This window comes from Gordonia liuliyuniae, assembly GCF_021738805.1.
GTDB classification, from domain to species: domain Bacteria; phylum Actinomycetota; class Actinomycetes; order Mycobacteriales; family Mycobacteriaceae; genus Gordonia; species Gordonia liuliyuniae.
On record NZ_JAKKOR010000002.1, the window covers coordinates 142,049 to 168,156 of the forward strand.

General features: G+C 67.0%; 26 protein-coding genes. 15 read left to right on the forward strand and 11 right to left on the reverse strand.

What is annotated here, in order from left to right:
• Entirely contained in the window at positions 1 to 1,218 is a 1,218-nt protein-coding gene (locus L5G33_RS03525; protein ID WP_236996770.1) for a M20 family metallopeptidase, read from the reverse strand.
• A 67-nt stretch (positions 1,219 to 1,285) separates the two neighbouring features.
• Here L5G33_RS03525 and L5G33_RS03530 point away from each other — a divergent pair, with 67 nt between their 5' ends.
• From L5G33_RS03530 to L5G33_RS03540, 3 genes are read left to right on the forward strand one after another with little or no spacing between them, the layout of a single operon-like run.
• Positions 1,286 to 2,251 carry a TtfA family protein gene (locus L5G33_RS03530; protein ID WP_236996771.1) on the forward strand — a complete coding sequence of 322 codons (966 nt, stop codon included), beginning with the start codon at positions 1,286 to 1,288 and terminating at the stop codon, positions 2,249 to 2,251.
• Positions 2,252 to 2,282: 31 nt separating this feature from the next.
• Positions 2,283 to 2,825 carry an orotate phosphoribosyltransferase gene (gene pyrE, locus L5G33_RS03535; protein ID WP_236996772.1) on the forward strand — a complete coding sequence of 181 codons (543 nt, stop codon included), beginning with the start codon at positions 2,283 to 2,285 and terminating at the stop codon, positions 2,823 to 2,825.
• On the forward strand, positions 2,818 to 3,507 hold the full coding sequence (locus L5G33_RS03540) for a TrmH family RNA methyltransferase (RefSeq protein ID WP_236996773.1): 690 nt from the start codon (positions 2,818 to 2,820) through the stop codon (positions 3,505 to 3,507). The genes pyrE and L5G33_RS03540 overlap by 8 nt, the downstream gene beginning before the upstream one ends.
• Positions 3,508 to 3,696: 189 nt before the next feature.
• Here L5G33_RS03540 and L5G33_RS03545 read toward each other — a convergent pair whose 3' ends face one another.
• Positions 3,697 to 4,338, reverse strand: a complete 642-nt coding sequence (locus tag L5G33_RS03545) for a TetR/AcrR family transcriptional regulator (protein ID WP_236996774.1) — start codon at positions 4,336 to 4,338, stop codon at positions 3,697 to 3,699.
• 53 nt (positions 4,339 to 4,391) lie between these two features.
• Between L5G33_RS03545 and L5G33_RS03550 the strand changes: the two genes are divergently transcribed.
• Positions 4,392 to 5,972, forward strand: a complete 1,581-nt coding sequence (locus L5G33_RS03550; protein WP_236996775.1) for a GMC oxidoreductase — start codon at positions 4,392 to 4,394, stop codon at positions 5,970 to 5,972.
• A gap of 14 nt (positions 5,973 to 5,986) precedes the next feature.
• Here the strand turns inward: L5G33_RS03550 and L5G33_RS03555 are convergent, their stop codons facing one another.
• Entirely contained in the window at positions 5,987 to 6,703 is a 717-nt protein-coding gene (locus tag L5G33_RS03555; protein ID WP_236996776.1) for a DedA family protein, read from the reverse strand.
• Between the two features lie 145 nt (positions 6,704 to 6,848).
• Between L5G33_RS03555 and fbaA the strand changes: the two genes are divergently transcribed.
• Positions 6,849 to 7,883, forward strand: coding sequence for a class II fructose-bisphosphate aldolase (gene fbaA, locus L5G33_RS03560; RefSeq protein ID WP_236996777.1), 1,035 nt, complete (start codon positions 6,849 to 6,851; stop codon positions 7,881 to 7,883).
• Between the two features lie 145 nt (positions 7,884 to 8,028).
• Here the strand turns inward: fbaA and L5G33_RS03565 are convergent, their stop codons facing one another.
• Complete coding sequence (locus L5G33_RS03565; RefSeq protein WP_236996778.1) at positions 8,029 to 9,294, reverse strand: Rv0361 family membrane protein; 1,266 nt, start codon at positions 9,292 to 9,294, stop codon at positions 8,029 to 8,031.
• A 117-nt stretch (positions 9,295 to 9,411) separates the two neighbouring features.
• On the opposite strand from L5G33_RS03565, the gene L5G33_RS03570 reads away from it, so the two are divergent.
• The 3 genes from L5G33_RS03570 to L5G33_RS03580 all read left to right on the forward strand — a co-directional run bounded on the left by L5G33_RS03570 (position 9,412) and on the right by L5G33_RS03580 (position 12,020).
• On the forward strand, positions 9,412 to 9,840 hold the full coding sequence (locus L5G33_RS03570) for a DUF3151 domain-containing protein (RefSeq protein ID WP_236996779.1): 429 nt from the start codon (positions 9,412 to 9,414) through the stop codon (positions 9,838 to 9,840).
• Between the two features lie 72 nt (positions 9,841 to 9,912).
• The gene (locus tag L5G33_RS03575) at positions 9,913 to 11,016 is read left to right on the forward strand and encodes an FUSC family protein (protein WP_236996867.1); all 1,104 of its coding nucleotides are present in this window, start codon (positions 9,913 to 9,915) and stop codon (positions 11,014 to 11,016) included.
• 68 nt (positions 11,017 to 11,084) lie between these two features.
• Positions 11,085 to 12,020 (forward strand): cation diffusion facilitator family transporter, encoded by a 936-nt coding sequence (locus L5G33_RS03580; RefSeq protein WP_236996780.1) that lies wholly within the window; start codon positions 11,085 to 11,087, stop codon positions 12,018 to 12,020.
• A 173-nt stretch (positions 12,021 to 12,193) separates the two neighbouring features.
• Here the strand turns inward: L5G33_RS03580 and L5G33_RS03585 are convergent, their stop codons facing one another.
• Positions 12,194 to 12,982 (reverse strand): site-2 protease family protein, encoded by a 789-nt coding sequence (locus L5G33_RS03585; protein ID WP_236996781.1) that lies wholly within the window; start codon positions 12,980 to 12,982, stop codon positions 12,194 to 12,196.
• Between the two features lie 60 nt (positions 12,983 to 13,042).
• Positions 13,043 to 13,684 (reverse strand): hypothetical protein, encoded by a 642-nt coding sequence (locus L5G33_RS03590; protein ID WP_236996782.1) that lies wholly within the window; start codon positions 13,682 to 13,684, stop codon positions 13,043 to 13,045.
• Between the two features lie 102 nt (positions 13,685 to 13,786).
• Here L5G33_RS03590 and L5G33_RS03595 point away from each other — a divergent pair, with 102 nt between their 5' ends.
• Both L5G33_RS03595 and L5G33_RS03600 read left to right on the forward strand, forming a co-directional pair.
• Complete coding sequence (locus tag L5G33_RS03595) at positions 13,787 to 15,073, forward strand: adenylosuccinate synthase (RefSeq protein ID WP_236996783.1); 1,287 nt, start codon at positions 13,787 to 13,789, stop codon at positions 15,071 to 15,073.
• A gap of 15 nt (positions 15,074 to 15,088) precedes the next feature.
• The gene (locus L5G33_RS03600; RefSeq protein WP_236996784.1) at positions 15,089 to 16,654 is read left to right on the forward strand and encodes an adenylate/guanylate cyclase domain-containing protein; all 1,566 of its coding nucleotides are present in this window, start codon (positions 15,089 to 15,091) and stop codon (positions 16,652 to 16,654) included.
• Here the strand turns inward: L5G33_RS03600 and L5G33_RS03605 are convergent.
• The gene (locus L5G33_RS03605) at positions 16,651 to 17,109 is read right to left on the reverse strand and encodes a VOC family protein (RefSeq protein WP_236996785.1); all 459 of its coding nucleotides are present in this window, start codon (positions 17,107 to 17,109) and stop codon (positions 16,651 to 16,653) included. The two genes, L5G33_RS03600 and L5G33_RS03605, sit on opposite strands and share 4 nt — an antisense overlap.
• A gap of 72 nt (positions 17,110 to 17,181) precedes the next feature.
• Between L5G33_RS03605 and purT the strand changes: the two genes are divergently transcribed.
• Complete coding sequence (gene purT, locus L5G33_RS03610) at positions 17,182 to 18,714, forward strand: formate-dependent phosphoribosylglycinamide formyltransferase (protein WP_236996786.1); 1,533 nt, start codon at positions 17,182 to 17,184, stop codon at positions 18,712 to 18,714.
• A gap of 192 nt (positions 18,715 to 18,906) precedes the next feature.
• Positions 18,907 to 19,407, forward strand: a complete 501-nt coding sequence (locus tag L5G33_RS03615; RefSeq protein WP_236996787.1) for a response regulator — start codon at positions 18,907 to 18,909, stop codon at positions 19,405 to 19,407.
• A 102-nt stretch (positions 19,408 to 19,509) separates the two neighbouring features.
• Here the strand turns inward: L5G33_RS03615 and L5G33_RS03620 are convergent, their stop codons facing one another.
• Positions 19,510 to 20,898, reverse strand: coding sequence for an FAD-dependent oxidoreductase (locus L5G33_RS03620; protein WP_236996788.1), 1,389 nt, complete (start codon positions 20,896 to 20,898; stop codon positions 19,510 to 19,512).
• Positions 20,899 to 21,103: 205 nt separating this feature from the next.
• On the opposite strand from L5G33_RS03620, the gene L5G33_RS03625 reads away from it, so the two are divergent.
• The 3 genes from L5G33_RS03625 to L5G33_RS03635 are packed head-to-tail and all read left to right on the forward strand — an operon-like array spanning position 21,104 to position 23,238.
• Positions 21,104 to 21,598 carry an Rv0361 family membrane protein gene (locus L5G33_RS03625; protein WP_236996789.1) on the forward strand — a complete coding sequence of 165 codons (495 nt, stop codon included), beginning with the start codon at positions 21,104 to 21,106 and terminating at the stop codon, positions 21,596 to 21,598.
• Positions 21,595 to 22,008, forward strand: a complete 414-nt coding sequence (locus L5G33_RS03630) for a rhodanese-like domain-containing protein (RefSeq protein ID WP_236996790.1) — start codon at positions 21,595 to 21,597, stop codon at positions 22,006 to 22,008. Before L5G33_RS03625 ends, L5G33_RS03630 begins: the two co-directional genes overlap by 4 nt.
• A 15-nt stretch (positions 22,009 to 22,023) precedes the next feature.
• Complete coding sequence (locus L5G33_RS03635; protein WP_236996791.1) at positions 22,024 to 23,238, forward strand: O-succinylhomoserine sulfhydrylase; 1,215 nt, start codon at positions 22,024 to 22,026, stop codon at positions 23,236 to 23,238.
• Between the two features lie 30 nt (positions 23,239 to 23,268).
• On the opposite strand, the gene L5G33_RS03640 is transcribed toward L5G33_RS03635, so the two are convergent.
• Genes L5G33_RS03640 through L5G33_RS03650 form a run of 3 tightly spaced genes read right to left on the reverse strand, consistent with a single transcriptional unit; the run spans position 23,269 to position 26,107 of the window.
• Entirely contained in the window at positions 23,269 to 24,348 is a 1,080-nt protein-coding gene (locus tag L5G33_RS03640; protein WP_236996792.1) for an isochorismate synthase, read from the reverse strand.
• Positions 24,345 to 24,923 (reverse strand): hypothetical protein, encoded by a 579-nt coding sequence (locus tag L5G33_RS03645; protein ID WP_236996793.1) that lies wholly within the window; start codon positions 24,921 to 24,923, stop codon positions 24,345 to 24,347. Before L5G33_RS03645 ends, L5G33_RS03640 begins: the two co-directional genes overlap by 4 nt.
• Positions 24,920 to 26,107, reverse strand: a complete 1,188-nt coding sequence (locus L5G33_RS03650; protein WP_236996794.1) for a Trm112 family protein — start codon at positions 26,105 to 26,107, stop codon at positions 24,920 to 24,922. The genes L5G33_RS03645 and L5G33_RS03650 overlap by 4 nt, the downstream gene beginning before the upstream one ends.
• Between the last annotated feature and the right edge of the window lies 1 nt (position 26,108).

The following is a 26,108-nucleotide window of genomic DNA, read 5'->3' on the forward strand; positions in this document are numbered from 1 at the left end:
CTACTTCCCGGACAGCAGGTCGACCGCGGCCCGCACATAGCTTTGTGCGGCGAACACCAACTCCGAGAGGCCGACGGACTCGTCGGGTTGGTGCGCCTGCGTGTTGATGTCGCCGGGGCCGAGTACGACCGTCGGGACGCCGATCGCGGTGCTGACGAAACCGCCGTCGCAGGCCGCCGTCCACCCGCCGACGGGAGCGTCGAGCGCTGCGCGCGACGCGGCCGACACGAGTCGGTGGTCCGCGTCGGTCGCGAACCCGGGCAAGAACATCGTCGGGGTGACGTTCACATCGATCCCGTCGACGACGATCCCCGCGGCGTGGATGTCGGCGAGCAATCGTTCACCGATCTCGTGGACGTCCTCGCCGGGCATCAGACGGCGGTCCACGCCGAGTGAGCACGATGGTGCGACCACAGAGATGCCCTGCCCGCCTTCGATGGTTCCGACGTTCCAGGTGCCGAAACCGAGGAGAGCGTCCGGTGACGCCGCCAACCTCGCCTGGTCGGCGCGGATCACGTCGATGACGCCGGCCGCCGCGTCGATCGCGCTGACTCCGTCGCTGGGGCGTCCGGAGTGCGCGGCGCGGCCGGTCACCTCGATCTCGAAGTACGACGCCCCGCGGCATCCGCGGACCACCTCCATCCGGGTCGGCTCGGCGACGATGCAGCCGGCGAACTCGCCGACGCCGGTCGCCCGGTGAAGAAGCCCAGGGTTCGCGACGAGATGACGGACGCCGGTGCCGTGCTCCTCCTCGTCGACCGTCACGACCAGCCCGACCGGGCCCGACAGGTCGATTCCAAACTCGCCTGCCCGCGCCAACACCGACATCGCGGCGACCGCAGCGGCGATCCCGCCCTTCATGTCCGACGCGCCGCGTCCGATGATTCGGTCGCCGGCCCGGCGCGGGACGAACGGGTCCGCCGACCATCCCGGTCCCGGCGGGACGACGTCCGAGTGGCCGAGGAACATCAGCCCCGGCCCGGTGCCGCCGGTGCGTGCCGTCGCGAACAGGTTCGGACGTCCCGGAGCGGCCTCGATGACGTCGACATCGAACCCTGCGGCCCGGCATGCGGCGGCGAGCACCCTAACCGCCGACTCCTCGGTCCCGCCCGGATTGACACTCGGCTCGACGATCAAAGCGCAGGTCAACGCGTCGATTGCGCCGGAATCGACCGTCTCGAGGAGCTGGTCGAGGCGCTCGTCGCGTCGTACGGTCATCGGATTCCTTTCGGCGGCGTTCGAGTCGGGCATGGTTCGCGGGGCGTTCGATAGTAGGCTATCGCTGATGACCATTGTCTATTTCGTGATTGCGGCGCTCGCACTGGCCGGTGCGGCGGTGCTCCTGTGGCTCGACCGGAACCGGTCGGAGCAGGTCCACCACCAGCGGGCTGTGTGGGGCGAGACGCACTCCTTCAAGTTCCGCGACAGCGACAGCAAGCTGCGCACCGTCTTCAAACGTGCCGCCATGGACGCACCCGAGCACGTTGAGGCGCGCGACGTGGCCTACGGCGTCTACGAGGGCGCCGAAGCGGTCGTGTTCGATCTGGAGGAGACCGCGACCGTGGTCGCCGTCCGACGTCCGGCGGCCTCGTCGGTCACCGTCGACCTCCGGTACGAAGACGTCCTGGCGCCCGCCGAAGACGACGTCGACCTCCTCGGCGCGATGGGGGCACGCGTCATGTTCGCGAGCAATCTCGACGCAGCCCGTCGCATCTGCGACCGCCGCATGGTGACGCTCGCGACTGAGGCGCCCGCGTACCTCGAGATCCTGTGGAACGAAGGCAACTGGGTCCTCGGGTCGATGCCGATCACCACCGACTCCGAGCGGCTCGACGTCGCACTCGACTCGGTGCGTCGCTTCGCCGACCTGCTGCGCGTGCTGCCGCCCGTGACCGACCCGCAGGACTCGCCGGACCCGCGTGACCCGCACGGTCCGATCCGTGAAGAACTCGCGGACGAGAAGACCGAGTCGCTGCGTGACAAGGAACGTCGACGTCGGGCCGAAGCCGCGCGTGCCGCGGAGCCGGGCCACGAGTCGCTGCTCGACAAGACGCCGCGCCCCGCGGCCCGTCCGGCCGCCCGGCCCGCTCCGCTCGGTGACGAGCCGTCCCGCGTGGAGCCGATCCGCCGTCCCGCACCGCCGACCGAGGCATTCGACTCGCCGGACCCGACGCGTCCGGCGCCTGCGCCGCGCACACCGCGGGTGCCGCCGCCGAACCTGCCTCCCCTGAACGACCCGCGCAATCGCTGACGCCCCGCGTCGCACTGGATGAAGGACACCGATGTCGGACGCTGCTGACCGCGCACGCCTGGCCGAACTCGTCACCGAACTGGCCGTCGTTCACGGCAAGGTGACGCTGTCGTCCGGCAAGGAAGCCGACTACTACGTCGACCTGCGCCGAGCCACTCTGCACCATGAGGCCAGTCGGCTGATCGGCAAGCTGATGCGCGAGATGACCGCCGACTGGGACTACACGTCCGTCGGCGGCCTCACACTCGGAGCCGACCCCGTCGCCACATCGATCATGCACGCCGACGGCCCCGCGGTCGACGCGTTCGTGGTCCGCAAGGCCGCCAAGGCGCACGGTATGCAACGCCGGATCGAAGGCCCGGACATCACCGGCCGGAAGGTGCTCGTCGTCGAAGACACCTCGACCACCGGGGCTTCGCCGTCGCAGGCGGTCGAGGCCGCGCGCGAGGCGGGTGCGGAAGTTGTCGGCGTCGCGACCGTCGTCGACCGCGCGACCGGTGCGGACGAGGTCATCGGAGCGCTCGGCGTGCCGTACCGTTCGCTGCTCGACCTGGCCGATCTCGGCCTTGCCTGACTCTGATCCGCTGACCTCGGACGCGGCCGGCCCCACCGAGTGGGCGACCGGCGTCGGTCCGGCGGTCGGCGTCGGGCCGTGGGCGGACGAACACCCCGATCGACGTCCGGACGATCCTCGTCTCGACCCGGTCCTGGTAGCCGACGGCGACCGCCGGAACGTGGTCGACGAGTACCGATACTTCTCGCGCGAAGCGATCATCGCCGATCTGGACACTCGACGCCACGACTTCCACGTAGCAATCGAAAACTGGGCGCACGACGCGAACATCGGCACCGTCGTCCGGACCGCGAACGCGTTCCTCGCCGCCGAAGTCCACATCGTCGGACGCCGCCGCTGGAACCGTCGTGGCGCGATGGTCACCGACAGGTACCAGCACCTGCGTCACCACGAGAGCGTCGACGACCTCGTCGCGTGGGCACGCGACAACGATCTGGTGGTGGTCGCCGTCGACAACACCCCGGGCGCATCCCGACTGGAGACGGTGGAACTACCGCGCCGCTGCGTCCTGCTGTTCGGCCAGGAAGGCCCCGGCGTCAGTGAACTGGCGCAGGAGTCCGCGGCGCTGACCGTGTCGATCGCCCAGTTCGGGTCCACGCGCAGCATCAACGCGGGAGTGGCCGCCGGGATCGTCATGCACCGATGGATCGCGGCGCACGCCGACCTCGACACCGCCTGGTGACGTAGGTTTCCGCCAGGTCGACCAGATGTCGGGGAAGTACAGCTGGGCCGGAAACAAGTTACCGATGAGTAGTGATTTGCATCACAATCGGAACAGAAGGCTTCACAGTTTAAGTCGTGTGACTGATTATTGACGAGCGTGATGCCGCACGATCGATCGGGCAGAGGAGGTGGCGATCACATACGAACTTCAACTGGTCGTTGTCGGTGCGGACCACAGTCCGACGAGTCCGTCGACCATCGCGTCCGAGAACCCCTGCCACGACGTCGAGTCGGAGGCGCCGAGTTCGTTCCTTCTGCGTTCGAAGTCGGCGAACGTCGTGATCAGGATGTTCTGGGTCATGAGGTTGCGGACTTGGATGACCTCTTCGGCCAGGGCAGGCAGTACGCTGTACATGCCGTTCAGGGTCGCGATCAGGGGCTCCGACAGAGCGGCTTGTGTGTACAGAACGGGGGCGGTCGTCGGCGTGGTCGCCATCGCCATCCAGAACTGGCCGAAGTAACTCGGTCCGGTGCGCGTGCCGATGTACTTCAACTGAGGCTCGATGAGGCACCGCAGCCAATCCCGGAGGTCGGGTTCGGTGCCGATGGTGTCGAGTGTCCGCAACCGGATCGGATCGAGAATCTCTACGTGCAACTCCAGTAACGCGTTCAGAAGCTCTGTGCGCGTGCCGAAGTGGTATCCGACCGCATAGTTGTTCGCCTGGCCGGCAGCTTCGCTGATCTGACGGTTTGATACCGCGTCCAGACCTCGCTCGGCGAAGAGCTTCTCGGCCGCGGACAGCAGGCGGAGTCGCGTCTCGTCCGCTTTCGCGCTCCGATCGTTTTTCACTTGCGCGCTCTCATCGCAGTCAATTGTCCCTCATTGAAAGGCATTTTCCTCGCATGACCATCACACGTCGTACATTTCTCGCCGGAACGCTCGCGGCTGGAACCGCGGGCGCGGGTCTCGCGGTCAGTGGTCGGGCCAGCGCGGCGCCGAGTCGGGTGCGCACGCACGCATCCGACCACCGGGTGATCGTGGTCGGCTCCGGCTTCGGTGGCGCGATCACTGCGCTGCGACTGACACAGGCGGGTGTTCCGGTCTTGCTCCTCGAGCGCGGCCGCGAATGGAAGACCGGACCCAATGCGCGGACGTTCCCGAGTCCCACGAACCCCGATAAACGCATGTTGTGGCACAAGAGCGCACCGCAGCTATTCGGGCGACCGTTCTCGCCGGAGCCGTACGCAGGCCTCGTGGACGCGGTCGTTGGCGACAACATGACGGCGGTCACCGGGGCCTGCCTCGGTGGCGGAAGCCTTCTCTACCAAGGGATGTCGTTGGAGCCGGCGGAGGACGTATTCAACGAGTTCCTGCCAGAACGACTCGACTGGGCGCGGATGCACGCCACCTACTACCCGCGCGTGTGGAAGATGCTGCGGTTGGAGACGGCACCGGACTCGCTGATCCGCACGCCCGAATACAAGGCGGCACGGTTGTTCGCGTCGCAGGCACGCAAGGCGGGTCTGCCGGTGTCGAAGATCCCGATGCCCATCGACTGGCAGTACGCGCTCGACGAGATAGCGGGAAAGATGCGGCCGTCGTACACGGACGGATCCGGTGCGCTCGGCGTCAACAACGGCGGGAAGCACAGCGTCGACGTCACGTACATCAAACAGGCGCGGGCCACCGGGCTGCTGACCGTCGCGACTCTCCACGAGGTGTCGGATGTGACGCGTGCGAAGGACGGGCGGTGGCGACTGCAGGTGACCCAGACCGACGACAACGGCGACGCGGTCGCGCACAAGACGATGACCACCAAGACACTGGTGATGTCGGCGGGCAGCGTGCACACCACCAGGCTGCTGGTCCGGGCGCGGGACGCGGGCGGCGTCGACCTGCCAGACGGTGTCGGCGCCGGATGGGGAACTAACGCCGACCGCATCTATGTGTGGAGCAACCCCAACCTCGACTTCGGCGCCGTCCAGGGTGGCCCCGTTGTCTACGGCAGCCTGAACTGGGACAAGGTGGACTCCGCCCACACCGTCATCCAGGCGTCCATTCCGTCGTTCGGCGTGGACGCGCACAGCACCATGATGGTCGGCTATGGCGTCAGCCGCTCTCGCGGCGGACTGCGGTACGACGCGTCGACCGGCGACGCGCGACTTCACTGGCCAGCGGACGGCGACCAACGGATTCAGTGGGGTCACATTCATCCGACGGCGCTCAAGATCGCCGGGAAGGGGTCGGTGCTCACCGACTCCAACCGAATGCTCAACACCACCTGGCACCCTCTCGGCGGCGCCGCGATGGGCGCGGTGTGCGATCTGGAAGGACGCGTTCACGGACAGAAGGGCCTATACGTGATCGACGGTGCGCTGATCCCCGGCACGGCCGGAGCCTGCAATCCGTCGATGACCATTGCCGCTGTTGCCGAGCGTGCCCTGGACCGAATCGTCGCGAACGACGTCGGCTCGATCATCTGACCGGGGGCCCGCGCTCACTCAGCGGCGACGGCGTCTTCTTCTTCGTGGTTCTTGCCGTTGCGGCGGCGACGCAGCCATTCGAAGACCATCGGCAGCACGGAGACGAGGACGATCACGATGAAGATCGGCTCGATCAACTTCTGGACGATCTCGAACTGGCCGAGCCAGTAGCCGAGCAGCACGATGCCTGCGCCCCAGACGATGGCGCCGACGACGTTGTAGATCGTGAAGACTGCGAACTTCATGCGGGCGGCGCCCGCGACGATCGGGGCGAGCGTGCGCACGATCGGCACAAAACGGGCGAGGAAGATCATGATCGGGCCGTGCTTCTCGAAGAAGTGGTGCGCCTCGTCCAGGTATCGCTGCTTGAGGAAGCGCGCGTCCGGCTTGAACATCGATGTGCCGACGTAGCGGCCGATCCAGTAGCCGATCTGGCCGCCGATCATGCCCGCGATCGGAACACCGATCAGCAGCGGCCACAGTGTCAGGCCGGAGTCGGCGACCTTCTCGGCGTGCTCGCCGGTCTGGCTGCCCGCGGCGATGAGACCAGCGACGAACAGCAGCGAGTCGCCGGGGAGCACGGGGAACAGCACGCCCGATTCGATCAAGATGACGAGCAGCAGGCCCCAAAATGCGACGGGGCCGAAGTATCCGATCAAGTTGAACGGGTCCATGAAGCCGGGCATCAGCGCCACGGTCGAAGTGGTCTCGGCGAGAAGAGTGTCGATCACAGGCCCCAACCCTACCGGTGAAACCTTCCAGAATCCTTAAAGCACCCAGTGGTGGGGTATGGCTCCGTGCCGAACGTGACCTGGCAAACTGTGGTGGAACCCTTAACACACGTGGAGATCTCCACCGGCTCGACAGGACGTGAGTATGCCCATCGCAACACCCGAGAAGTATGCAGAGATGCTCGCCAAGGCGAAGAAGGAGGGCTACGCCTTCCCGGCCATCAACTGCACATCGTCGGAGACGATCAACGCAGCCATCAAGGGCTTCGCTGATGCCGGTAGCGACGGCATCATCCAGTTCTCCACCGGCGGAGCCGAGTTCGGTTCCGGGCTGGGAATCAAAGACATGGTGACCGGTGCGGTCGCGCTCGCCGAGTTCGCACACGTCGTCGCCGACAAGTACGACGTGTCGATCGCCCTGCACACCGACCACTGCCCGAAGGACAAGCTCGACGGATTCGTCCGCCCGCTCATCGAGATCTCGCGTGAGCGCGTCGCCAACGGCCAGAACCCGCTGTTCCAGTCGCACATGTGGGACGGTTCGGCTGTGCCGATCGACGAGAACCTGGAGATCGCCAAGGAACTGCTCGCCGCAGCCAAGGCCGCGAACATCATCCTCGAAGTCGAGATCGGCGTCGTCGGCGGCGAAGAGGACGGCGTCGAGAACGAGATCAACGAGAAGCTGTACACGTCGGTGGAAGACTTCGAGAAGACCGTCGACGCTCTCGGCACCGGCGAGAACGGCCACTACCTGCTGGCCGCGACCTTCGGCAACGTGCACGGCGTCTACAAGCCGGGAGGAGTCAAGCTCCGCCCCAGCGTCCTCAAGGACGGGCAGAACGCCGCCATCGCCAAGCTCGGTCTCGACGCCGCCGCGCAGCCGTTCGACTTCGTGTTCCACGGCGGGTCCGGCTCGCTCAAGAGCGAGATCGAAGAGGCCGTCAGCTACGGCGTCATCAAGATGAACGTCGACACCGACACCCAGTACGCGTTCACGCGCCCGGTGGCCGGCCACATGCTGAGCAACTACGACGGGGTGCTCAAGATCGACGGCGAAGTCGGCAACAAGAAGGTCTACGACCCGCGCAGCTACCTGAAGAAGGCTGAGGCCTCGATGACCGAGCGCGTCGTCGAAGCCTGCACCGATCTCGGGTCGTCGAACAAGACGATCGGTCGCTGACCGCCACCGACTGACGCAGAAGGGGCGCCCGAGAATCTCGGGCGCCCCTTCTGGTGTCTGTGTGCAGACGCCGGGCTCATACAGACTCCGGGCTCATACAGACTCCGGGCTCATACAGGCGCCGGGCTCAGTCGGCCCCAGCGGGTCAGTCGACCTTGGTGCAGACCTTCCAGTCGTCGCCGACCTTGTGCAAGGTGATCTGAGCGGGCATCTTCTTGCTCGAGTCGCTCGTGTTGTACATGTTGACGCCGGCGCGTGCGGTGTCCCCGTCGATCGCGACCGAGTCGACGTCATCGAACGTCATCAACTCGTTGCGGTTCTTCTGAGTCTCGTACGCCTTTGAGAAGTCCTCGTCGGACACCGTCGTGTAGTACTTGTTCTCCTCGCCGCACGTGATGTCGCGGAGCTTGGACAGGTCGCCGTCGGTCATCGCCTCCTGGTAAGTGGTGGCGACATCGGCGACCTCGGACTCCGGCGAGCTGCCCTTGAGTAGGTACCACGCGCCGACGGCGACGGCGGCGACCACGACGAGCACGGCGACGAGCGCTGCGACCACCTTGCCGCGGCCCTTCTTCTCGGCCGATGCTTCCGACGGCGCGATGACCTGCGGCGCCGCCTGTTGCTGCTGCTGCTGCTGCTGCGGTCGCGGCTTCTCTGGCGTCGGGGTGGGCGTGGCGGCCGCCATCTTCGCGGTCTCATCGTCCGACCCGGCGGGAGCTGGCTTCTGCGTGTCGATCTTCGTCGTGGCTGCTGCGGCGGCGGCTGCTGCGGCGGCGGGCACCGCGATCTGCTCGGTCGGGGTGGATCCGTCCGACTCCGCAGCCTCCCGGTCCGCAGCCTCCCCGTCCGCAGCACTGTCGTCCGCAGGGGGCTCGCCTGCCGCGTCGACGTCGACCGACTCTTCGACGACGGTGCTCGTCGCCGGAGCCTCGACTCGTTCATCGTCAGCGTCGTCGGCGTCACCCGCGACTGCGCTCGTCGGCTCGCCGACCACTGTCTCCTCGACCAATCCGGTCGACTCGTCAGCGGTATCGGTGCTCTCGGCTTCGGTGCTCTCCGCCTCTGGGGCGTCGGCTTCGGTGCTCTCGGCTTCGGTGCTCTCGGCTTCTGGGGCGTCCGCTTCTGGGTTGTCCGCTTCCAGGTTGTCACCGTCGGCCGTCTCGCCGCCGCTCGCTGCCGCGGCGGCAGCGACCTCGGTGGGAACCTTGAATGCGCGGGTCGGCGATTCCGAGTCGCCGCCCTTCGGTTCGGGAGCGTCGGAGTCGCCGAGCTTCACCACGGGCGTTGGGCCGTCGGCGGAAGCCGTCGAGTCGCCGGTCGAGGCGTCGTCGGCGGCCTGTTCGCGGCGTGCGCGGAAGGCTCCGACCACCTTGTCGAGGGCGGCGGACTTTTCGTTATCCGAATCAGGCATCTGGCTCTATCCTGTATCGCGTTGAAGTTGACGGTGCGCGAGGCGCGATGTCGAGACTATCTAATGACTGTGGCGTCGGCCTCCTCGGACAGCCCGGATGAATGATTGAATGGCCGAGTGACCTCATTCGGAGACCTTCTCGGACCGCAACCCACCCTCCTCACCGGAGACGACGAGGCAGAATCGGACCTCCTCAACGGTGCAGACCCGGCCACCGTCGCCGCCGGACACCCGACGGCATCCATTGCGTGGGCCTACCTCGCCGAAGCCGCCCTCGACGGCGAACCCGCCACCGCGGGCGTCGTCGCTGCCTACGCGTACGCGCGAACCGGCTACCACCGCGGCCTCGACCAGCTCCGACGCCACGGATGGAAGGGTTTCGGTCCCGTCCCGTGGAGCCATGAACAGAACCAGGGATTCCTCCGCTGCGTCGGGGCGCTGGCGCGCGCCGCCAAGGCCATCGGCGAAGAGGACGAATACCTGCGTTGCGTCGACCTGCTGAACGACAGCGACCCCCGCGCCCTCACCGAACTCGGCATCGACTGACACGAACGCGGCATGCGCTCCGCCCGCACGATCCGCGACGCCGGTTACGCAGGTGACCAGGCGTTGCGGACCATGCGGTCACGCCTCGCGGCCAAGATTCCCGGCTTCCTGCTGACTCGGCTCCGCCGACTCTGGTTGTCCCTCGTTCCGATCGTCCAATGCTCGATCGCGGCCGGTCTCGCCTGGTGGATCGCGGCCGACGTCGTGCACCACCATCAACCGTTCTTCGCTCCTATCGCAGCTGTCGTCTCCCTCGGTATCTCGCTCGCCAAGCGGTGGCGCCGATCCGTCGAACTCATCGGCGGCGTCATCATCGGGATCGTCGTCGGCGACGTCGGCATCTCGATCCTCGGCGGCGGCGGTTGGCAGATCACCGTCGTCGTGGCCATCGCCATGAGTATCGCGGTGTTCCTCGACCAAGGTCTGATGATGCCGATTCAGGCCTCGTCGTCAGCCGTCTTGATCGCCACCCTCATCTCGCCGGGCGTCAGCAGTTTCGGTCGCGTGATCGACGCACTCATCGGCGGCATAGTCGGACTCGTCGTCGTCGCATTCGTACCTGTCAATCCGGCACGACGTGCCAGACGCGATGCCGCACACATCCTCGCCACGCTCCGGGACCTGTCCGCCGATCTCGCGGACGCGCTCCGACGGCAGGACGAGGACGGCATCTACCGTGTTCTGGCCGCGGCGCGGGGAACGCAGGGATCCATCGACTCGCTCCGCGCCGACGTCACCGCAGGCCGCGAAGTCAGCAGGCTCTCGCCGGTGCACTGGTCGTCGCGTAAACGCATCCAACGCATCGGTGCGACGGCCGACCCCATCGATAACGCGGTCCGCAACTTCCGGGTGATCTGTCGGCGCGCCCTCGGCGTCACACAACGCGGCGTCGCCGTCGAGTCGGAGATCGTCGACCTAGTCGGCGACCTCCAGGTCGGCTTCGAGACTCTCCGCGAAATGATGATGGCCGAACCCGGAGGCTCTCCCGACCAGGCCGACGCCTCTCGCGTCCTGCGTTCGATCGTCCGCAAGGCGCGAACATCGCTCGCCGACAGCGTGGAGGACCTGTCCGAAGCCGCCATGCTCGCCGAACTGCGGTCGTTGCTCGTCGACATGCTGATGATCGCAGGCCTCAAACGGTCGTCGGCGCTCGCGCAGTTGCACCGGAACCGGTGACCACATCCGCTCGGAGCCCGTGGCCACCGCCGCCTTGACATATTCGTCAACACGCATATATTGAGGTCATGGGTAGCGAACACGGCCACGACGGGCACAGTCACGGTCCCAGCGCAGCCGATGTCGCATCGGGTGCGCCCCACAGGCGGATCTGGCCGCTGGCGACGTCGGTAGGCATCATCGGCGGCTTCTTCGTCGTCGAACTGGTCGCGGGGCTCGTCTTCGGGTCACTCGCGCTGGTCGCCGACGCAGGGCACATGCTGACCGACGTCGTCGCCCTCACCATGGGGCTCTCGGCACTGCTCCTCGCGCGGCACGGTCGGATCACCGACGGTCGCAGCTTCGGCTGGTACCGCGCCGAAGTGTTCACCGCTGTCGTCAACGCAGTCCTGCTCATCGGTGTCGGCGCGTTCGTCCTCGTTGAAGCGATCAGGCGGATCGGTTCGTCACCGGAGGTCCCCGGCGGGCCGATGATCATCGTCGCGACGCTCGGCCTGGTCGCCAACATCGTCGTGATGCTGCTGCTCCGCGCCGACGCGGAGGGATCGATCGCCGTCCGCGGCGCCTACCTGGAGGTCCTCGCCGATGCGGTCGGCAGTGTAGGCGTACTCGTCGCGGGCGTCGTAGCGCTCACCACCGGTTGGGGCTACGCCGATCTCATCGTCGCTGTCCTCATCGCGCTCTGGGTGGTTCCGCGTGCCCTGCGACTGGCTCGCGACGCGCTGCAGATCCTCAACCAGCAGGCGCCGTCGCATATCGACCTCGCCGGTCTGCGCGCCCGTCTGGCCGACGTTCCCGGCGTCGACGACGTCCACGACCTCCACGTCTGGTCGGTCACCACCGGCATGGACGTCGTGACCGTGCACCTCACCGCGCACGGCGACCACACCCGCGTCCTGGCCGACGCACGCGCTGTGCTCGACGCGCAGGGACTCGAACACGCCACCGTGCAGATCGAGTCGTCTGGCAGCCGAGCCGCGTGCAGTGGCGAACTCACCTGGTGACAGCGGGTTCCTAGTGCCTCGTATCGCTAATTCCTTAATGGTTGGCAGCGCCCCGCTGCACATCTGGCGGCGTTGTCGTCGGTCGCGATACCTACCGGTATCCCTTCCTCCTCCGCCTTGCCAGCTGCACAGCGGAACACCACCAACCGTCGAGGAATTAACGACACGCGACACTAGAGCCAGAACGCGAACAGGTGCCACCCGTACGACACGAAGCTCGAGTCGACGCCGAACAGGCCCATCAGTCCTTCGATGAGATCGAAGAACGCCCGGTTGAGAGCTGGCAGCCACAGGACCACCAGAACGATGAGGAATCCGAACGGAGCGATCTTCTCCGCGGAGCGTCGGACGTCCCACGACAGGTACGGCTCGACCGCGTGGTAGCCGTCGAATCCCGGCACCGGAATCAGGTTGAGGATCAGGGCGGTGAACTGGAGGAACGCGAGCATCGCGAACGACGACCACAGGTTGACGTTCCCGAAGTCGTCCGCGACGGGCATCGCGGCCAGCACGATGCACAAGACGACGCCGATGATCAGGTTCGCGGCCGGGCCGGCCAACGCCACCTTCGTCCGCTGACTCTTGGTGAACGCGGCCTGGTTGACGAATACGGCTCCGCCCGGAAAGCCGATGCCGCCCAACGCGATGATCAGCAGCGGCAACGCGATCGACAGGCCCGGATGGGTGTACTTGAGCGGATTCAACGTCAGGTAGCCGCGCAGTTCCGCGCTGTGATCGCCGTACCGGAACGCGGTGAACGCGTGCGCGAACTCGTGCAGGCACAGCGAGATCACCCAGCCGGACAGGACCAGCAGGATCGCGCCGAGGGTCGCGGTCGCGGAGTCCTCGCGGCCCGACGAGACGAGCAATGCGACGCCTGCGCCGAAGGCGACGCACAGGCCGAGGAAGATGAGGCCGGGTCGCACGGACTTCAATGCGACCGTGGTCGGCGTCGTCGTCATCGTTCGACCGTGGTCGGCGTCATCGTCATCGTTCGACCGTGGTCGGCGTCATCTTCATCGTCACGGCCCGACCAGTTTCCAGTCGATGTGGTGCCGGTAGAACGTCGATCGTTTGACGAGACGTTCGGTCACCACGCCTTCGCGTTCGACGACGAGATTGCTGCCGCCGGTCTGCACTGCGCGGCCGGTCTTCCAGCCGCCCGGCAGCCATCGTGCGACTCGTCCGCGCACGCCGGGCTCTTCCGGGAGCGGTTCGATCTCCACCGCGTCGACTTCGCCGTCGAATAGTCGGTCCGAGTCGACGTACGCCTCGCCGTGGAGTTTCTCGCCGTCGGCGCCCAGATGGCGGGCCCGGCCGACGAGGACCGTGGCTGCATCGTCGCGGATCAGCGGCAGGCTCTGCGCGACGCCCGACTCGGCCATCGCCATCGCGTGGGCGCCGTACTTGAGCTTGTAGACCTTCGTCGCGGGCGTCTCATACGGTGCGACGTAAGCGATTTCGACGTCGAGCCGATCCTGCTTCATGATCGCGGCGACGATGTCGGAGAGGAAGACGTCGGGCTCGACCCCGGATTCGGCGGCATCCGGGGGAGCGACGATCACCCGCGTCAGGTCGGGGTCTTCGAGGGCCTGTTCGACGAGAACCGCAGGCGTCGGGCCGTCTGCGGCGCCCGTCGTCGGGGCGAGAAGAGTAGATGACACGGCTACCAGAGTAACGGCGTGGCGCGTGTCGACTGCGGACTCGGGGTCTGACGGCACGTCCGGACCCAGTAGGGTGTACCCGAACAGGAGGAGCACCGAACTATGGCTGCGATTGTGCTGATCGGCGCCCAGTGGGGCGACGAAGGCAAAGGTAAAGCGACTGATCTACTCGGCGGAAAGCTGCAGTGGGTGGTCCGCTACCAGGGTGGGAACAACGCCGGACACACGGTTGTGCTGCCGAACGGGGAGACGTTCGCGCTCCACCTGATCCCGTCCGGCATTCTGACGCCCGGCGTCAACAACGTGATCGCCAACGGCGTCGTCGTCGACCCGAGCGTTCTCCTCAACGAACTTCACGGGCTCGAGGAGCGAGACGTCGACACGTCGCGGCTGTTGCTGTCGGCCGATGCTCACCTGCTGATGCCGTACCACGTCGCCATCGACAAGGTGACCGAGCGTTTCCTGGGCAACAGCAAGATCGGCACCACCGGCCGCGGCATCGGCCCCTGCTACCAGGACAAGATCGCGCGCGTCGGCGTACGCGTCGCCGACGTCCTCGACGAGAAGATTCTCGCTCAGAAGGTCGAAGCGGCCCTCGAAGTGAAGAATCAGATCCTCACCAAGATCTACAACCGCAAGGGTCTCGACGTGGCCGAGGTCGTCGACGAGACGCTCGAACTCGCTGAAGGATTCAAACACCGCATCGCCGACACGCGGCTGTTGCTCAACCAGGCGCTCGAGCGCGGCGAGACGATCCTTCTCGAAGGTTCGCAGGGCACGCTGCTCGACGTCGACCACGGCACCTACCCGTACGTGACGTCGTCCAACCCGACGGCGGGCGGCGCGGCGGTCGGCGCGGGCATCGGCCCCGGCCGGATCGACACCGTCTTGGGCATCCTCAAGGCGTACACGACGCGCGTCGGCGCGGGTCCGTTCCCGACCGAGCTGTTCGACGAGTGGGGCGAGTTCCTCGCCAAGACCGGAGGAGAGGTCGGCGTCACCACGGGGCGGGCACGTCGGTGTGGTTGGTTCGATGCGGTGGTCGCACGCTACGCGACACGCGTCAACGGAATCACCGACTACTTCCTCACCAAACTCGACGTGCTGTCGAGTCTGGAGACGGTCCCGATCTGCGTCGCGTACGAGGTCGACGGCGAGCGCGTCGACGACATGCCGATGACCCAGACCGGCTTCCACCACGCGAAGCCGATCTACGAGGAGATGCCCGGCTGGTGGGAGGACATCTCCGGCTGCCGCACCTTCGAGGACCTGCCCGTCAACGCCCAGAACTACATTCTCCGACTCGAAGAACTGTCCGGCGCGCACATGTCGTGCATCGGCGTCGGACCGGGGCGCGATCAGACGATCGTGCGCCGCGAGATCGTCTGACCGAGGACGTCGCAGGTGTGGCGGCCGAACTTCAACCGTGACTACGGTTCCACCCTGCTCGGTTCCGCCGACCAGTCCGCTCGGCTCGTCCGAGTCCGCGTCCAGTCGATCCTCACGGTCGCCGTCGTGTTGGCGAACCTCATCGGCATCATCATCGCCGTAGGCCTCGGCGCCGTCGGGATCCCAGAACCGTCCCTGCTGCGCAGCGACCTCGTCTACGTCAATTTCATCGGGGTGCCCGTCTACGTGGTGTGCGCGCTGATCGTCGGCGTCACCGTCGGCACTGCTTCGACGGTGAAAGCGGTTCGCTGGTCCATCGACGACGAGGTCCCGAGCCGTGAGGACGCCCGCCGCGCGAAGCGGGCACAACGACGTCTCGTCTGGCTGCAGGGAGCGCTGTGGGTCGGGGGCGCAGCCGTGCTCGGCCTCCTCTACGGGCTCGTTGACCCGTCGTTGATACCGAAGGTCGTGCTCATCACGTTGATGTGCGCGACGGTCGTCGTCGCGATCGCGGGCATCTACACCGAGATTCTGCTGCGCCCCGTGTGGGCCAGGATCATGCAGGCGGGTCTCGGGCTGAAGGGCAGTTCCGTCCGTTCGCGCGCGGTCAACTCCTGGATCATCGGTACCGGCATCCCGCTCACCGGCATCACCCTCGTCGTGCTGTTCGGTGTGCTCCGGCCGGAGACGAGCAAGGCCAACGTGCTGGTCGCGGTGACCGTGCTCGCCGTCGTCGCGGGTTTCGTGGGTTTCGGCTCCATCATGCTGTTCGTCTGGAGCATCACCGGTCCGCTGCGCAGTGTGCGCAACGCGATGACAGCGGTCCGGCACGGCGACGTCGGCACGGACGTCGACCTTCTCGTTTATGACGGTTCCGAACTCGGCGAACTCCAGTACGGGTTCAACACGATGGTCGGCGGGCTCCGCGAACAGGAGCGCATGCGCGATCTGTTCGGCAAGCACGTCGGTCGCGACGTCGCCGCCGCCGCACTGCGCCGCGACCCCGAACTGGGCGGCTCCGAGCGCGTGGTCGCGGTGGTGTTCGTCGACGTCATCGGCTCGACGACGATCGCCGAGAAGCGCTCGCCGACCGAAGTGGTCGCGCTGCTCAACCGGTTCTTCGCGGTGATCGTCGACGCGACCGAACGCAGTGGTGGACTGGTCAACAAGTTCGAGGGCGACGCGGTCCTGTCGATCTTCGGTGCGCCGGTCGACCTCGACGATTCGGCGTCGGCAGCGCTAGCCGCGGCCCGCGAGATCGCCGACGGTCTCGCCACCGACGTCCCCGAACTGTCCGCCGGGATCGGCGTCAGCTACGGCACAGTCGTCGCGGGCAACGTCGGAGCCGTCCAACGGTTCGAATACACGGTGATCGGCGACCCGGTGAACGAGAGCGCGCGGCTGTCCGAGGTCGCCAAGGACGATCCGCGGTATCCCGTCGCGTCACAGCGCGTGATCGACGCAGCGTCCGACGAGGAAGCGGCTCGGTGGACGCTGTGGCGTGAGGTGACGTTGCGCGGACGCACCGAACCAACCGTGGTCCATACGGCGCGGCCGCCGCTAGTGGACACGCGACCCTAATCCAGGCAGAACTCGTTGCCCTCGGGATCGGCCATGATGATGTGTCCCTGGCCGAGCGGGGGAGCGGGTTCCACGAGTTGAAGCCGTGACGCTCCGAGCGCGACGAGATGGTCGGCCCGAGTCGCCAGTGCGGCCATCCGTTCGTCGCCGACGAGACCGGGAGCGGCCCGCACGTCCAGATGGACACGGTTCTTCGTGACCTTCTCGTCGGGTACCTGCTGGAAGAACAGTCGCGGCCCGGCGCCGGTCGGATCTTCGGCCGCAGACCTCGAATTCCAGTGCTCGGCCGGCACATCGATCCGTGCGAGGAACTCGTCCCAGGCGGCGAACGGATCGTCGGGGTCGGGCTCCGTGCCGGGCGGGCCGGGGATCACGTAGCCGAGCACCTCACACCAGAATCGGGACAGTGCGCGCGGATCGTGCGCGTCGAACGTGATCTGAACGTCAACAGCCATGCGGTTCAGGGTAGGTCTCACGAATGGCGCGTGGACCGTATCGGTGTGTTCTGGGCCCGTAAGCTCGAGACCATGTCGTCAACGGTGATCGGTACCCCGCTGAGTCCCAGCGCGGTCAGAGTCCTCCTCCTCGGCTCCGGCGAGCTCGGGAAGGAGGTGGCGATCGCTCTGCAGCGGTTCGGTGTGGAAGTGATCGCGGTCGACCGGTACGCCGACGCGCCGGCCCACCAGGTCGCCCACCACGCCGAGGTGATCGATATGACCGACGCGCAGAAGGTGCGCGCGGTGATCGACAAGTACGAGCCGCATTACGTGCTGCCGGAGATCGAGGCGATCGCGACCGATGCGCTCGAAGACGTGGAACGCGACGGCATCGCCGAGGTGATCCCGAGTGCGAAGGCCGTGTCGGCGACGTTGAACCGTGAACGGATCCGCCGATTGGCAGACGAGGAGTTGGGGCTCCCGACGTCGCCCTACCTGTTCGCGGGATCGCTCGAGGAGATGCGCCGAGCCGTCGAGAGCATCGGCTACCCGTGCGTGGTGAAGCCCGTCATGTCGTCCTCGGGCAAGGGACAGAGCGTGCTGGAGGGGCCCGACGACGTCGACGCGGCGTGGGAGGCGGCCCGCACCGGCGCCCGCGTCAACAACGACCGGGTGATCATTGAGGGATTCGTCGACTTCGACTACGAGATCACGCTGCTCACCGTTCGCGCGGTGGATCCGGCGACGGGCAAGCTCGCGACCTACTTCTGCGATCCGATCGGGCACCGGCAGGTCTCCGGCGACTATGTGGAGAGCTGGCAGCCGCAACTGATGAGCGAGATCGCTTACGGCACAGCGCGTTCGGTGGCTGCTCGAATCGCAACGGCGATGGGTTCGGGCGTCCGTGAGCTCAGCGGGCGCGGCGTCTTCGGCGTCGAACTGTTCATCAAGGGCGACGAGGTGTACTTCTCCGAGGTGAGCCCGCGGCCGCACGACACCGGCCTGGTGACGTTGGCGTCGCAGCATCTGTCGGAGTTCGAGCTCCACGCCCGCGCCGTCCTCGGACTGCCGGTCGACACGGGGACCGTCGCGCCGGGGGCGTCCGCGGTGATCTACGGCAGGCACGACGCCGAAGGCATCAAGTTCGCGGGCGTCGCGCAGGCGTTGGCCGACCCCGCGGTGGACGTGCGACTGTTCGGCAAACCGGAGAGCTTCGCCCGACGACGGATGGGCGTCGCGGTCGCGACCGCACCGAACACCGACGTGGCGCGCCAGAAGGCGACCCGGGCAGCAGAGCTCGTGCAGCCGCTGCTGGCCGACGCCGACGAGCCGTCCGCGCCGACGACCGTCGGACCGGAGACGGTGCGGATCGCCAAACAGTCCCCGCCTCCTTCGGGGCCGTCTCCTTCAGGACCGCCTTCTTCCGGGCCGCCGCCTCCGGGACCCCCGCCTCCGGGAGCTCGACCTCCCGGGCATCCGCCTCGGCGCCCACAACCGGGACCGCCGCCTCCGCCCCCGGGTCGCCCCGGCCCGGGACCCGGACGCCCTGGGCCCGGCGGCCCGGGCGGCCCGCGCCCAGGATCCCCGCCGCCGCGTCCGCAGGCGCCGCCGCCCCCACGCTGAACGGTGTCGTCTATTCGTGCCGTAGAGCGAGCAGTCTGAGCATTTCCTGAACAATTCGGTAACAGCTGTGCGGCGAATCACCGATAGAGGAGTAAGGGTGGACGCAGAAGTCCATCAACGCGCTGTGGTTCGTGACGAGATTCGTGACGGATTGCGGCCTACTCGCTACAGGTGAAACGAAAGGTATTCGACATGAGGAAGACCCTGACACGTGCGGCGGCGAGCATCGCCGCAGTCGGCGCCATCGGTGCCGGCACCCTCGTCGCGGCCCCGCAGGCGCACGCCGCAGGCCCGGGCGATCTTCAGATCATCGGTGGCGTCAACTGCACCTTCAGCCCGTGGGGCCCCAACTGGTCCGACGGCCCGCAGTGGCAGATGCACCGCTGGATGGGCGTCAAGAACGTCGGCGGGTCCACCATGCACAAGGTGACCATCACCGAGTTCGGCGGCCCGACCAGGTGGGTTCCGGCCAACAAGGAGCGCAAGACCAAGTTCGGCGACCTGCAGGCCGGCCAGACCGCGGTCCTGTTCTCCACCAAGTGGAAGGGCTGCTGGCCGTCGTCCATCTCGGGCTACACCATCAGCGAGCAGGTGGAGAACCCGGTGAACAACGTCGGCTTCTGGCAGAACGTCCGCAAGGCGGAGCCGAAGGGCGGCGAGAACGGGAAGCAGGAGTTGGCGCCCACCAGCTAGCCGCTTAACCCCTGGAAACGAACAAACGCGGTAGTTCACTGTCACTATGTGGCAGTGAACTACCGCGTTTGTCCCAGACGATGCGGAAGCCGCGTGCGGCGTCTACTTCTGGAGTTTGTGCGGCTCTGCGGCGGCGAGCATGTCGTCGCGCTCGACGACCTTGATGCGCTCACGACCTGCCGCGGCGCCGAGGGCGCGCTCATGCTCGTCGAGGCGGTACCAGCCGTCCCACGTGGTGAACGGGACGCCGCGCTCTTCGAGGAGTGCGACGATCGCGTCCTCGCCCGGAGCCTCCGGGGTGTTGAGCGAGTCGGCCTTCATGTCTTCGAGGATGCATTCGACGGTCTCGTTCGCGTCGCCCTTGGTGTGGCCGATGAGGCCAACGGGGCCGCGCTTGATCCAGCCCGTCGTGTACAGGCCGGTCAGGTGGCTGCCGTCGTCGAAGACGCGGCCGGCCTCGTTCGGGATGACGCCGGCCTGATCGTCGAACGGGATGCCCGGCAAGTTGTCCGACAGGTAGCCGACGGCGCGGTAGATTGCCGAGACGTCCCACTCGCGGATCTTGCCGGTCGCCCGCACGTTGCCGGTGCCGTCGAGTTCGGTGCGCTCAGTGCGCATGCCCACGACCTTGCCGTCCTCGCCGAGGATCTCGACCGGATTCTCGAAGAAGTGCAGGAACAGCTTGTGGATCGCGCCCTGCTTCGGCTCGCGGATGGCGTAGTTCTCAATGATCGTCGCGACCTGGTCGGTGATCTTGCTGCTGCGGCGCGCGACGGCCGAGCCCTCGTCGTATTCGATGTCTTCGGGGTCGACGATGACCTCGATGTTCGGCGAGTGGTCGAGTTCCTTGAGTTCGAGCGGGGTGAACTTGGCCTGCGCCGGTCCGCGACGGCCGAACACGTGGACTTCGATGGCCTTGTTGGACTTGAGCCCCTCATAGACGTTGTCCGGGATCTCGGTCGGGAGCAGTTCGTCGCCGGTCTTGGCGAGGACGCGCGCGACGTCGAGCGCGACGTTGCCGACGCCGATCACGGCGACCTTCTCCTCATCCAGCGGCCACGTGCGCGAGAAGTCCGGGTGGCCGTCGTACCAGGCGACGAATTCGCCTGCGCCGTAGCTGCGTTCGAGATCGATGCCGGGGATCTTCATGCCGCGGTCATCGGTGGCTCCGGTGGAGAACACGACAGCGTCGTAATGCTTACGAAGGTCGTCCAGCGAGACGTCGGTGCCGTAGTCGATGTTGCCGAGCAGGCGGACCTGCGGCTTGTCGAGCACCTTGTGCAGTGCCGTGATGATGCCCTTGATGCGCGGGTGGTCCGGTGCGACGCCGTAGCGGATCAGGCCGAACGGCGCGGGCATGCGTTCGTAGAGGTCGATGCTCACGCCGCGCTCACTCGCGGTGTCCGACTTCATCAGGGCGTCCGCACAGTAGATGCCGGCCGGTCCGGCGCCGACGATCGCGACCCGCAACGGGCGGTTGGTGTCAGTCATGAGCTCGTGTTTCCTCAGCTGTATGGAACCTTGTCCCCTCTACGTTAAATCGTGCGCGAGCGGGACCAAAATCTGTTAGTGAGGTGAACCTCAGTAGCGTCGGGTCTGACCGAAACTATTGACGGGTGGCGGGGCGTGTGCCGTGATCGCGGCAGGGTAAGCGTGTTGCACACCATTCAGGGACAGGTCATAGACTCTGAAGACCATGAGCGCGAAGCGACCCGACGGCACAGCGCAGGACGACCTGCCTGACTCCGCACCCGAGCACCGATCGTGGCGAGCGGCGCTCCCGTTCATCATCGCGTTCGTCCTGATCATCATCGTCGTCGCGTGGATCGCGCTGTCGCACCTGATCCGACCGTCGGAGGAGCGGGTCAGCGAGGACACGAAGGTCCAGTACGTGGTCAACGACATGTACAGCGCCCGGAACTCGCTCAACTACGACCTGTACCGCGACTCGCAGTGCACCGCGAACATCAACGCCAAGGGTTTCCCGACCGCGGCGGAGTTCGCGGACACCAACCGCGGCCCGCTCGAGAAGGACGGAAAACTCGTCGTCCCCGAGATGGAGGTGGAGGTGACCGGCTCGCGTGCCGCGGTCACCGTCCACGTGCACCGCGAGAACACCGAGGACAAGAAGACGACGACCGACCTGATCGTCGTCAAGCAGGGTGACGACTGGAAGGTGTGCGCATCGTGAGCTATGCAGGCGACATCACGCCGCGCGACGCGTGGGAACGGTTGGCCGCCGATCCGAAGGCGGTGCTCGTCGACTGCCGGACACGCGCCGAGTGGAGCTTCGTCGGGGTGCCCGACGTGAGTTCGCTCGGCAAGCAGACGATATTCATCGAGTGGGTCGACTACCCGAACGGTGCGAGAAACCCGTCGTTCGTCGACGAACTTCGGGCGGCGGGGGTCGCCGACGACGACGAGGTCCTGTTCCTGTGCCGTTCCGGCCAACGATCCATCGGCGCCGCGGAAACGGCGACGGCCGCGGGGATCGTCGCGGCGTACAACGTCCTCGACGGTTTCGAAGGCGGCATCGACCCTTCCGGTCACCGTGGCTCCGTCGGATGGCGGGCCGAAGACCTTCCGTGGCGCCAGTCGTAGAGGAGCGTATGAACAGTGAGCAGTGAACTTCCAGAGTGGGAACTTCCAGAGTGGGCGTCTCCGGAGACCGTCGCAGTGCGTGGCGGCCTCATGCGTTCCGGCTTCTTCGAGACCTCCGAAGCCCTCTACTTGAACAGCGGGTACGTGTTCGACTCGGCGGAGGCCGCCGAACGCGCCTTCACCGGTGAAGACCAGCGCTTCGTCTACAGCCGGTACGGCAATCCGACGGTCGCGATGTTCCAGGAACGGCTCCGCCAGATCGAGGGCACGCAATCGTGCTTCGCCACGGCGAGCGGCATGTCGGCGGTGTTCATTGCCCTCGGTGCGCTCTTGAAGAAGGGATCGCGGCTGGTCGCCGCGCGCAGCCTGTTCGGTTCGTGCTTCGTCATCTGCAACGAGATCCTCCCGTCGTGGGGCGTCGAGACGGTGTTCGTCGACGGCGACGACCTCGCACAGTGGGATGCCGCGCTCGCCGAACCTGCCGACGCAGTGTTCTTCGAGACGCCGTCGAACCCGATGCAGTCGGTCGTCGACGTCCGGCAGGTGGCCGAGATGGCACACGCGGCAGGCGCGCAAGTGGTGCTCGACAACGTGTTCGCGACACCGCTCCTGCAGCGAGGACTCGAACTCGGCGCGGATGTGATCGTGTACTCGGGGACCAAGCACATCGACGGTCAGGGTCGCGTGATGGGCGGCGCGATCCTCGGCACCGAAGAGTACATCCAGGGCCCGGTTCGTGAACTGATGCGGCACACCGGGCCGGCGTTGAGCCCGTTCAACGCGTGGGTGATGCTCAAAGGGCTGGAGACCATGAAGGTGCGCCTCGACCAGTCGGTGTCGACGGCGCAGCGGATCGCCGAGTTCCTCGACGACGATGCGCGTGTCGCGAAGGCCATCTACCCGTTCCTGACCTCGCACCCGCAGTACGATCTCGCGAAGTCGCAGATGGCCGGCGGCGGCACCGTCATCACGTTCGAGCTGGCAGGAAGCCCGGGCACGTCGGGCAAGGAGCGCGCGTTCGAGGTTCTCAACGGCCTCCAACTGGTCGACATCTCGAACAACCTGGGTGACGCGAAGAGCCTGATCACGCATCCGGCGACCACCACGCACCGCGCGATGGGGCCGGAAGGTCGAGCCAGCATCGGTTTGACGGACTCGATGGTCCGCCTGTCGGTCGGCCTGGAAGCGGCGGACGACCTGATCCGCGATCTGGATACCGCGCTGGGCTGAACGCTCGCCCCCTGTCAGCGCACACCCCTGTCAGCGCACACCCAACGCGCCGAGCACCGTGCGGAACTTGGCCTCGGTCTCGGCCACCTCGGCGTCCGGATCCGAGCCCACGACGATGCCGCCGCCGGCCCACGTCGTGACACCGGTGTGGGCGGCATCGAGTTCGAGACAGCGGATCGACACCGTCCACTCGCCGTCGCCTGCCGCGTCGCACCACCCGACCGCGCCCGCATAGAAGTCGCGGCGGCCTTCGATCTCGGCGATCAGTGCGGTCGCGGCATCGCGCGGAGTGCCGCAGACGGCGGGCGTCGGTGACAGCAGTGCGGCGAGGTCGAGCGCGGTGACGGATTCGTCGGCGAGGACGCCCCGGATCGGTGTCGCCAGGTGCCACACGGCGGGCGTCGACTGGATCTGCGGCGCGTCCGTGACAGTGAGCTCAGAGCACAGCGGCGCCAACGCCGAGACAAGGGAGTCGACGACGAACGCGTGCTCGCGGAGATCTTTGTCGGATGCGCGCAGCGCGTCGACCGCGAGACGATCGGTGGCCGGATCGGCGCTGCGCGGCGCGGTGCCCGCGAACGGATGGCAGGTGACTACGCGGCCGGACCGTCGGACGAGCAGTTCAGGGCTCGCGCCGACGAGCCAGTGCCCGCGGCGTCCGAGCGCAGGATCGAGCGGGACCGCGAACGCCGTCGTCGTCGACGCGGTGGCGTCGGGAACGAAGCGGCCGAACAGGTCGACCGGGTCGAAAGGTGCGTCGAAGGTCAGCTCGTTGGTGCGGGCGAGGACGACCTTCGCGACGCGCGCGTCGTCGATCGCGGCGAGAGCGGTTCGCACCCGGTCGGCGTGCTCGTCGGCCGGAGTGAGCGCTGACGAGACGAGCCGAGGCGGCGGACCCGCCGTCGGGGCTGCGCGGGGGACGACGCCGAACGACTCGGGCGTGATCAACGCGGCGTCACCGGACGGATCGAAACCGAACGCTCCGGTCACCGCGGTCGCCGCACCGGATGCGAGAGCTTCGCGGGCGGCGTCCACCGTCGAGTACTCGCCGGTCCTGCCGCTTCCTCGCCGTGACGTGGTGGCGGACGCGAACAGAGAACTCGGAATCACTCAGCCAGGTTACTCGGCGGATCGCGACGGTCACGGCGCTCAGCAGGCTGCTGGACAGTGATGTCCGGCACGGGCGGGACAACTTGGGGAGGTGAGGCCGGGGCTTCGCCGGCGTAGCCGCCGAGACTGCCTGCCGCGTCTTGGGCACGGCCGACGGCTCCGTCGGACGACGACAGGGCGACCGACGCCGCAGCGGATTCGAGCGCGGCGACACCGTGCTCCACCTCGGCCAGCGGCTGCGCTCTCGCGGCCGCGGGAAGCGCCCAGATCGTCACCAGGCGCTGATCGAGTTCCTGCGCGGACACCATCAATCGGGCGCGGTCGTCGATCTGCGCGATGCCGGACGTGCCGATCGTCGCATCGAGCGCCGCCACCGCGTCCCGAATGCGCCGGTGCAGTCGGGCCTCCGGGTCGTGCGAGCCCGCCCACGATTTGGGGACAACGACACCGACGCCCCCGATCGCGGCGCCCGAAGGCGCCGACTTGGACGATCGGACCAACGCGAAGGCGAACGCGCCGCCGCCGAGTACGGCGAGCAGCACGATCACGAGCACGACGACCAGCAGGACGGTCATTGTCTTCCCCAGATCAGATAGGCGACCACACATATGACGATGAGCGCAGCGATCACCGCGGCCGCGATCTTCACCTTGCTCCACGGGCGCTCGCCCTGGACTTCGCCGGTGAGGCCGTTGACGAACACTTGGAACGGTTTCCCGTCGTAATTGACGGTGAGCAGCCACATCGGCAGCAGCAGGTACATGAACTGCAACAGCCCGTAGGTGGTGTTCTTGCTGCTGATGCGCTGGTGGTCGCCGCCGATGTCGCGCCGGATCGTTGTCTCGATCTGGCTGTCGATGCGGGGCCGCGCCTCGCGGGCGAACACGTCCTCCGGGTCGCGGTCGTACGTGCGGGACAGGTGGCCTGCGACGAATTCCGGCGAGTACGGGACCGCCGTCTGGATCGGCCACGGTTCCAGTTCTCGGATCCGCCCGCCGTCCATCCCGGTGTTGGACAGTTCCGGCAGATCGCGGATCGTGTTGCGGACGACGCCGGACGCCGGTCGCCAACGGATCCGCGTCTCCGTGCGACGGTTGTCACCGGAGCCGACGGTCACCGTGTAGGTGTCGCCGCGCTGGCCGTGATAGCCGGTCGTCGTGTCGGCGTCGTACGAGTAGTACGAGAGGTAGACGCTCGTGAACGATCCAAGGGTCCGATACTTCTTGAACTCGCGCGGCGCGAACCACCGGCTGTTGATCCACTTCTCGATCGCCTCACGTGCCTGCGGTTCGCCGACTCGCAGCGGGACGATCGCGTCGAGGGCGAAACGTTCCGGCGAGTCCTGGATGTCGTCGCGTTGGATGGGTGTCGCACAGTACGGGCACCGCGTCGCGGTGAGACTGCCGTTGAAGACTGTCCGGCCGCCGCACGACTGGCACACCACCTCGTGCTCGTCGCCGCCGACCGAGGCGAGCCCGACAGCGCCGGACGCGATCGACGCCATCGCCGTCTGCAAGTCGTGTTTGACGACGGTCGCCGAGGGATCGAGCTCGATGGGGTAGGCGCGACCGCACGAGCGACACGACAGGTCCTGTCGTTCGGGCGAGAACGCGAGCGGTGCACCACACGATCCGCACGGGTAGGTGCGGGTCTGTTCGGTGACGTGTTGCCGGGCACGGTCGGCGGCCTGCTGTGCGCGTGGCGGCGGAGCCTGCGGCGGCTGGGGCTCCTGCGGCGGTAGCGGGGGCGGTTGCGTCATG